General features: G+C 60.9%; 4 protein-coding genes and 1 pseudogene. 1 reads left to right on the plus strand and 4 read right to left on the minus strand.

The window, feature by feature from the left end; all coding sequences use genetic code 11:
* Window positions 1-270: 270 nt before the first annotated feature.
* Window positions 271-1026, plus strand: a pseudogene (locus AC1DLV_RS30015) (IS30 family transposase); the annotation flags it as partial.
* Between the two features lie 33 nt (window positions 1027-1059).
* Here the strand turns inward: AC1DLV_RS30015 and AC1DLV_RS30020 are convergent.
* The 4 genes from AC1DLV_RS30020 to AC1DLV_RS30035 form a co-directional block, all read right to left on the minus strand.
* Complete coding sequence (locus tag AC1DLV_RS30020) at window positions 1060-2274, minus strand: ABC transporter substrate-binding protein (RefSeq protein WP_476803607.1); 1215 nt, start codon at window positions 2272-2274, stop codon at window positions 1060-1062.
* Between the two features lie 277 nt (window positions 2275-2551).
* Window positions 2552-2926, minus strand: coding sequence for a hypothetical protein (locus tag AC1DLV_RS30025; protein WP_476785738.1), 375 nt, complete (start codon window positions 2924-2926; stop codon window positions 2552-2554).
* Between the two features lie 87 nt (window positions 2927-3013).
* Window positions 3014-3388, minus strand: a complete 375-nt coding sequence (locus AC1DLV_RS30030; RefSeq protein WP_476803608.1) for a hypothetical protein — start codon at window positions 3386-3388, stop codon at window positions 3014-3016.
* Between the two features lie 43 nt (window positions 3389-3431).
* Window positions 3432-8370 (minus strand): beta strand repeat-containing protein (locus AC1DLV_RS30035; RefSeq protein ID WP_476836339.1); only part of this gene is annotated, 4939 nt, incomplete at its 5' end.

Consider the following 8370-nt stretch of genomic DNA (forward strand, 5'->3'; position numbering starts at 1 on the left):
CGATGCCGCGGAATGATTGGCTGACCCAACAATCTCAAAGCTAAAGCCGATGGGTGGATCATCCACCCGCCCCGCTCTGCCCTTGCAACCCCAACCAGCCGGTCAGAACGGGGCTGATTGTCGTGCGCTTTGGCAGAAAGTGACATTTCTACTTTGCGTCCGAGCGGACATTCCAACCTTGCCGCCACATAGCGTGTAGCTGGGTGGGTTCTACCTTGAAGTGCGACTTTGCAGCGATACCAATGGGTTATCGTAAGCAAGGAAGCGCAGATGAAACGCACCTACTCGCAGATTGATCTCGATGAGCGGCGCAAGATCGCCCGCTGGCGTCAGGCTGGGGTCAGTGTCGATGTGATCGCCGAGAAGCTCGGCCGGCATCGTTCGACGATTTTCCGCGAGTTGCGCCGGAACATCTTCGAGGACGCGGAGATGGCGGATCTGACCGGCTATTTCTGTGTCACGGCCGACAGTATGGCCAAAGAGCGCCGCAGCCGATATCGCAAGCTGGTGCGGTTTCCGCGCCTGCGATTGGCCATCATCGAGCGGATCAAACTTGGCTGGTCGCCAGAGCAGATCGCCGGCCGGCTGCAGCTCGAGAGAAGTTCGACGCGGGTCTGTCACGAGACGATCTACCGCTTTGCCTATTCGAGCGACGGCCAAGAGATGAAGCTGTGGCATTATCTGCCCGAGCGTCGGGCGCGCCGCCGGCCACGCCATGCCCGGCGGCGTCATGGCCGAAGATTCGGCCCAGAACTCAGCATTCTGCACCGCCCCGACATCGTCAGAGAGCGAAAGCAGCTTGGTCACTGGGAATGCGACCTGATCCAATTCCGCAAGAAGTTCGGCAAGGCCAACGTCACATCATTGGTTGAACGGGTCAGCCGCTTTGCGGTGTTCCTGCGCAACAACGACCGGCAATCGAAGCCGATCATGGACCGGCTGATCGAGACCTTGAGCGCCCTTCCCCATGCCGCACGCCGTTCGATCACCTTTGATCGCGGCACCGAATTCACCGACTGGCCGTGGTACATTCTATTTTCAAGTGCGACATGCCAGGCTTCAAAATCCCGAGGTCGACTTCTCGACCTGCTTGAGCAGGCCTTTGTCGATACGAAAGAAGGGCATGGCGCGCTCGCCGGCACCGTCCTCGCGGAAACGGAAAATGCCCGTCGAACCGCGAAAGCCCGTCGGGCTCTCGATCACCTTCTTGGTGAAGCCTTTTGGGCCGAGCGCGCTGGCGATGCCGGCCGCAAGGGCGACCATATCATAGCCATAGGCGACATTGACGTCGGGCTCGTAGTTGTAGGTCTTGCGGAAGCGATCAGCGATGGGCCCGATCTCGGCACTGTCGAGCGTGGCGATGTAGGCCCCCTGCATCGTGGGATCGTCGATGCCATGCTCGAGCCAGCGATTTGACCCGACCAGGGTGATGTTCTTGCCGAGCAGCCCCTTGGCCTTCAGCGCCGCAACCAAAGGTGCCGGGTTGGCGCTGCCGCTGGCAATCACGATCGCTTGCGGGTCGCTGACCAGTGCCGTCATGTCGGCCACGGCCTTGTCGGACCCGCCAGTGGATGGGCCAAATGGCACCGCCACCGCAAGCGTCGCGCCATAGATGCTGAGGCTGTTGGCGACACGTTTTTCAATCGTCTTGCCGGCCTCGCCTTCGGCTGTGAACAGCACGAACTTGCGCGCGCCCTTGGCGGCGATGGCCGCAGCTCCCGCCGCCGCGCTGTCAGCCTCGTTGAGCCTGACCGAATAGACGCCCGGTGCGCCGGCATAATTGTCGGCCAGCGCCAGAACCAACGGCCGGTTGGAGCCCGAGATCGCCGCGAGTTGGCGCACCGCGCCGGGCTCGGACGGGCCGATGACGAGCTTCGCGCCCGAAGCCAGCGCGCCTGTGGTCAGGGTGCGCGCGCGACCTTCGTCGCCACCGGTATCTTCGACCGTCAATGTCAGCAGGTTGTCGCCCATGTCGGTCATGGCAAGCGCCGCTGCATCACGCATCTTGCGGCCACGGTCGCCCGCTGACCCGCCCGCCGACAAGGGCAGCAGCATCGCGACTTTCACCGGCCCCTTGCCAAGCGTTTCGCCTGATCTTGTCGGTCCCGATTTCGCCTGAGCTGTTCCAGAAGATGCCGTTGCGCTCTCGGCTGCAGTGCCAAGCACGTCGTTGCCTTCGGTGCCGGACTGACAAGCGGCCAGACCAAGCGGCAGCGCCAACACGGCAGCCAACAATGCGGCATGCCGCAAGAAGCGCTGTCCAATTACCCTCATCAATCCTCCGTTAGAGCACTGCGCCGCCGATTGAACGCGCATAAAATGCCCCAAACTTCAAACCCGCGCGCCGACCATCACCGCGACAATGGTCACGCGACCGCGGCACAAAAACGGCATGCCGAACAGCTGGCGCGAAAGTTACCAATATGTTGCGTCCGCAGCACAGTGGCAGACGCGTGGTCACCGAACAGGCCGGAGGTGGGACACTGTTTTTTCGACGTGCGAGCGGCTTCGCTGATGCGCGGGCCACGCCAAACGGCGGCCCGCGACCTGGCTAGTTCATGTATTCGACCATGCGGCTATGGAAGCACTCGCATTTGTTGATGGAGTCCTGGTCGCGATAATTGGTCCTGAGGTAGCCATAGGCGATGCCGCAGGCGACTTTCGCCTCCGAAGCCCAGACGAACACCGGACGCCTCGAGTCGATCCACTGCGAGCTGTTGGCGGCAGCAACAGACTCGTCCATCAGCCTTACGACTTCGGTCCTGACCTCGCCGAGGTTCTCATTCAGCGCCAGATCCGACGTGCTCGCCACTCGGCAATAGCTGGCGGTCGGCATATCGATCAAGTCGGCCGCCACCACCTGGCCAGTGAAGGCGAATACGCAAAGGCCGGCCAGCGCCGACCGCTTCTTCCAGTTGAAAGCCATTCGAAGTTCCTCTCCTGCCCCGGCATCGACGCGGTGTCGGCTGCCACCCATTCACGTCCACCCGGAAACCCGGGCGCATTCCAAAACTCAAAGCGTACCCTGCCCCGACGATCCATCCTCTTCGAAGAAGATGTTGAACGGCGCCGTGACAGCCAAGACGTCCGCCCCGGCGTCGTGGGTGGTGAGATCAGCCATCGTTACGATCGCGGAAGCATCGGCCGCCGCTTCACTCCCCGGAGCCAGCAACTGCGGTATCAGGTCGGACAACTCGATGACCTCGCCGAAAAGCGAATCGGCCAGGATTTCGCCTAGCACTACGGCGTCGGCCAACGGCACCGGAGTTGGTGCGAGTGTGGGCAAGTCGAACTCGGGTTCCAAACCCCACGAGCCCACATCAACGGTAGGGGCCAGCGCCAAAGCGCCAGCCCCTTCGTTCGTTGCATCCGGCTTGTCATCCGTCATCGAGAATCCTGTCGGCCCTGAACCAAACGCCTTGTTTCAGCACTCATATATTATCCGAGTGCTTGGTGCCCGAATTATCTTCGAACAGCACCTTTACCGCTTCGTTGACCGCCGTGAAGTTTTCGAGCACGGCGACGGTCTGGAAGCTGTCTCCGCCACCATCGACATCGACATTTACTTCTGCATTGGCGCCGTTCTGGACAATGCTGACGTAGCCCTGCACCGCCAGATCAGTGTCTGGAGCGAGGCCGTTCAGCAGCGCGCTGAGATCGAGCTGGTCGCCCTTGCCGCCGTCGTAGTCCGTAATGATGTCGGCGACATTCAAGCCATCGATGACGAAGGTTTCACCGGTCGGCTGCGCGGCTTCCGGAGCTCCGAGCACCGCATCGAGCATCATCTCGACATAGGTGCCCGACGAGCCATCCGCATAGTGGACAGTGCCCTCGCCAGCCACGATCTGGCCGTCGATGACATCGTTCGATGGTGTCGTCGATGTGCCGAGGCCGGTGATGCCATGGTCGCTGAGATGTGTCAGTTCGCCAACCTCGCCGACGCCGTCGCTATTGGCGTCCTGCCAGATCATCAGCTTGCCGAAGGCCTCGTCGTTGGCATCGATGATGCCATCGCCGTTGCTGTCGAGCGAAGCAAGCGCCTCCGCACCGCTGGCGAAATTGCCACCAGCGAAGTTCGGCGTGAAGATCTCTGCTCCACTCTCGATCTTGCCGTCGCCGTTGACATCATAGGCCAGGATGCCGTCGCCGCTGGTGTTCCAGGCGACCTGGTCTGCATGACCATCCGCGTTGATGTCGAAGCGAATGCCGCCGGCCACGTCGGAGAAGCTGTAGCCGTTGTGGTCCAGGTCGAGCATGATCGGATCGACGGCGGAGTTATAGGCTACGAAGTCAGCAGCGGTGAGCGCCGCCACCTGAGCAGCCGAAGTGATATTGTCAAGCGTGGCCACCTGAACCCGGTTGCTAGTGTCGTCCCAATCTGTATCGAACCAGATTTCGCCTTTGCCAGTGGTTGAATTGAAGACGACCACATAGGAATTCCGCGTATTGTTGTCGTCGCTTGAATTGCCGGTAATTTGCGCGGTCGTCTGAGCACTGCTGATCAAGATAACCTTTTGATCATCATTGCTGTCGATGTTTTCTATGCTCGTGCGGGTCACGACATCTCCAGAAGACAGCGCAGTGCCGGTAGCGCTGCCGCTCACGGAGAAATTAACGCTGCCGCTACCGTTCGACCCGGTGTCGAGGAAGCCAATCTTGTCGGTGCCACTGACTGTATGGCCGTCAAAATCCTTGATAACATCCGTTCCGGTATTCGTCGCCAAGTAGAACTTATCTGCCCCGCCACCACCGGTCAGCGTATCGTTGCCACCACCTCCGTTGATAATGTCAGCGCCAGCCCCGCCGATAATAGTATCGGCGCTCGACGATCCAATGATCTTGAACCCTTCCGACTGATTGGAGAGATCCAAGGTCGCGGCCGAGGTCAGCGTGACCTGCTCGATCCCGACGATCTGCGCATCGCCGGTGCTGGCGAAGTTGGCCCCGACATTGAGCGTATCCGTACCCGAGCCGCCATCGATCAACGTATCGTTTTGAGCGGCATTGATGGTGTCGTTGCCGCCACCAGCTGAAATCGAGTCCGCGCCCGAACCGCCGGTAATGGTGTCCGCACTAGACGAACCTGTGATCGAGAAACCCTCCACCTGGTTCGAGAGGTTCAGCGTCACACCAGAGGTCAGCACCACGTTCTCGATATTGGCGATCTGAGCATTGCCAGTGCTGGTGAAATTGGCACCCACATTCAGGGTGTCGGTTCCGCCGCCGCCATCGATCAACGTATCGTTCTGAGAGGCATTGATGATGTCGTTGCCCAAACCGCCGGTGATCGAGTCCGCACCCGACGAGCCGGTGATCGTGAAACCTTCCGTCTGGTTGGACAGGTTCAGCGTCGCCGCCGCGGTCAGCGTCACGTTCTCGATATTGGCAATCTGCGCATCGCTGGCACTGGTGAAGTTGGCGCCGACATTGAGCGCGTCGGTGCCTCCGCCACCATCGATCAACCGATCTGCCTGATCGGCGATGATCGTGTCGTTGCCAGCGCCGCCCAGGATGGTGTCGACACCTGCTCCACCATTGATCGTGTCGGCCGAAGCGCTGCCGATCAGGATTTCGCTACCAGAGGTGCCGGTCAGCGTCGAACCGGTTTGACGCCCGATGGTCACCAAGGCGTTGTCCGAGGTCCCACCGTTCAGGCCATTGTAGGTGAACGAACCGCCATCACCGTCGGTATCGACGAATGTTACGTTCCCGCCACTGCGCGAGACTGTGCCGTCAACAGCATTCGACACGCCCAAGATCGTCGAATTCAAATCATCGTTGGCGAGCAACGCTGCTTCAGAAATGACGATATTGTTGCCTGTGACATTGGTCAGGACGCGGTCGCCATGCAGCGGGTTCGCGCTGCTGTCGACCTTGTTGAGATTGATCGTCAGCGTCGCGTTCGCCGGGTCGCCGTCGGCGTCCTTGACCGTGTAGGTGAAAGTATCGGTGGTGCCCGTAATGTCGCTGGCATCAGCCGTCAGCGTGTAGGTGTAGGTGCCGTCCTTGTTGATGACCAGCGTGCCGTAGGCGCCATTTACCTGGAAGTTGCCCGAGTTGTCGGCCGTGATGTCGGTCGTCGCGCCCTTTATCGCGGTCACCTGTAGCGGTTGGTCGGCGCCTGAAGAGTCGGAGCTGCTGATCACATTGCCAGTCTTGGTAATGCCGGTGGTGTCGGACGAGACGAGGCGCACAGCTAGCTGGTAACTGTTGGTAGCGCTTTCGTTCGTATACACGGTTGTGACGGGTTGACCGCCAGTGTTGACGAAACCGAGCACGTCGAGCGTGTAGTTCTGCCCTGCAATGTTGACTGTCGCCGTCTGCGTGGAAATCGAGATGATATCGCGATTTTGTTCAGCAGTGCCGTTGTTATCCGTTTCGGTGTGATCGAAGTTGACCAGGATCGGACCGACCTGCACTTCCTCGCCGTTGATGATTGCGGTGAAGGTCACCGACAGCGTCACCTTGTCCAAGGTATCGCCATTCACCGGGAAGTTGTAGTGCGTAAAAGTGCCGAGATTGAACGTCTCGTTCGTCGTTACCGGCACGGTGGATAGAGCCGGATTGTCGACGAAGCCGTAACCCGACCCCGAAGCGCTCGGCCAACGGATTTCGTCCGTCTTGCCATCGCCATCGCGGTCGAAGGACACTGCACTGCCGCCATCCTCCATGTCGATATTGGTCCACTGGGCAATAATCTCGCCGACAGCGAGATCGTCGACCACGATGTTGAGCGTGGCAGTATCGGGATTGGCAATGGGCGTGTCGTCGATCACGGTGATCGAGGCATTGAGCGGCACGGCGGTGTCAGCCGGCGAGGGCCCGCCGCTATCCGTGACCGTGACATAGCCGTTGAGGTTGATGGCAATACTGTCTTCCGTTGCAGGCGAGTTGACCGGATGGTCGACAGCCGCATTGAGCGTGAAGGTGTATACGCCAGTCGCCGGGTCCAGCGTCACGGTGAAGACCTTGGTGTCCGTACCGGGCTGATACCCCGCACCACTGTTGTTGACGTAACCGATGAGGTTGCCGCCTTCCATAGCAAACAGCACCGGCTTACCACCCGACATCAGCGCGCCGTTGGAAACGGTCTGCACCGCCGGATCGTTAGAAAACGTCTTGAAGGCGAAGGTCAGCGCACCGTCGATGCCGCCCGTGACGAGAGCGCCGAAGCTGCCGCTCGCCACGTTGGTGGTGGCATTCGGATTGCCGGCCGTGTCGGCGTCGTTGTCGGGATTGGCGGACTGATCTTCGTTGCCGCCGGGCAGGCCATGTTCTTCTTCGACGACACCGGTCACCGCACCGCTGATGACCAGCGGTCCCTGGACGTTGTTCACTGTGATGGAGTGCGTGTCGGTCGCGACGTCGTTGTCATTGTCGGTCAGAGTAACGGAAATGTTCAAAGTCGTGGTTGCCGATACCGGGCCGGGATCGAAGGTCCAGGTTCCGCCGCCATTCGCGGCCGGAGCCGTGAGCACCAGCTGTCCGGCCGGGGTGTTGATCGTCTCGCCATTGGCGAGATCGGCGGCCGAGATGGTGGCGATGAAGGTGGTCCCGATCGCGATGGTGATATTGCCCGAGAGGGTGCCGTCAGCTCCGGGTCGGAACTGATAGGTTCCAGCCACTGTACCCACGGCATTCTCGTTGACGCTCGTCGCGCCGGCGAAATCGACTGCCGGAACGTCATCAGAGATCGAGACGGTGACCGTGCCGGTGACCTCGTCACCATCATGATCGGCGGCGACGACCGTCACAGAGCCGAGACCGAGCGCGACATCGCCCGCACCTGGATGGGTGTCGTAGTTGTCAAGCAGATCGACCTTCACCGACACGTTGCCCGCGGCACCAGCCGCGATGCCGCCAGCCGGCGCCGTCAGCGTCAGCCGCACCACGGCGCCGCGCTCGTCAGAGCCCGTCAGCACCGTGCCGCCGGCCGAAGCCGTCCAGGTCAGCGTGGTCGTCAGGCCCGAGGTCGAGCCGAAGCTGAAGCTGGTCAACGCATCCGAACCGGCCGTGAAGCTCAGCGTGCCGCTGCTGGTCAGCAACGACGGGTTCGGCGTCGAGCCGTCCGTCAGCCCCTGGTCGTCCACAGAAAGCGAGGCCGATCCACCACCGGTCGGCACAGCACCGTCCGTGATCGAGATCGTCTGGCTGTCCGAAGAGACGTCGTTGTCGCCATCCTTCGCCGACAGCGTGAAGCTGATCGACTGCGCCGCGTCGTTGTCGAGACCCTTCCCAGCAACGAAGCTCCAGCTGCCATTGGCGTTGATCGTCAGCGTGCCCTTGCCCGTGTCGATAGCCGTGCCGAAGCTAACCGCGCTCGCAGCCCCACCATTCACCGAGATCGTGAAGTTCGAGGCAGACACGCCG

It is taken from the genome of Aminobacter sp. 01T433 (assembly GCF_056398585.1).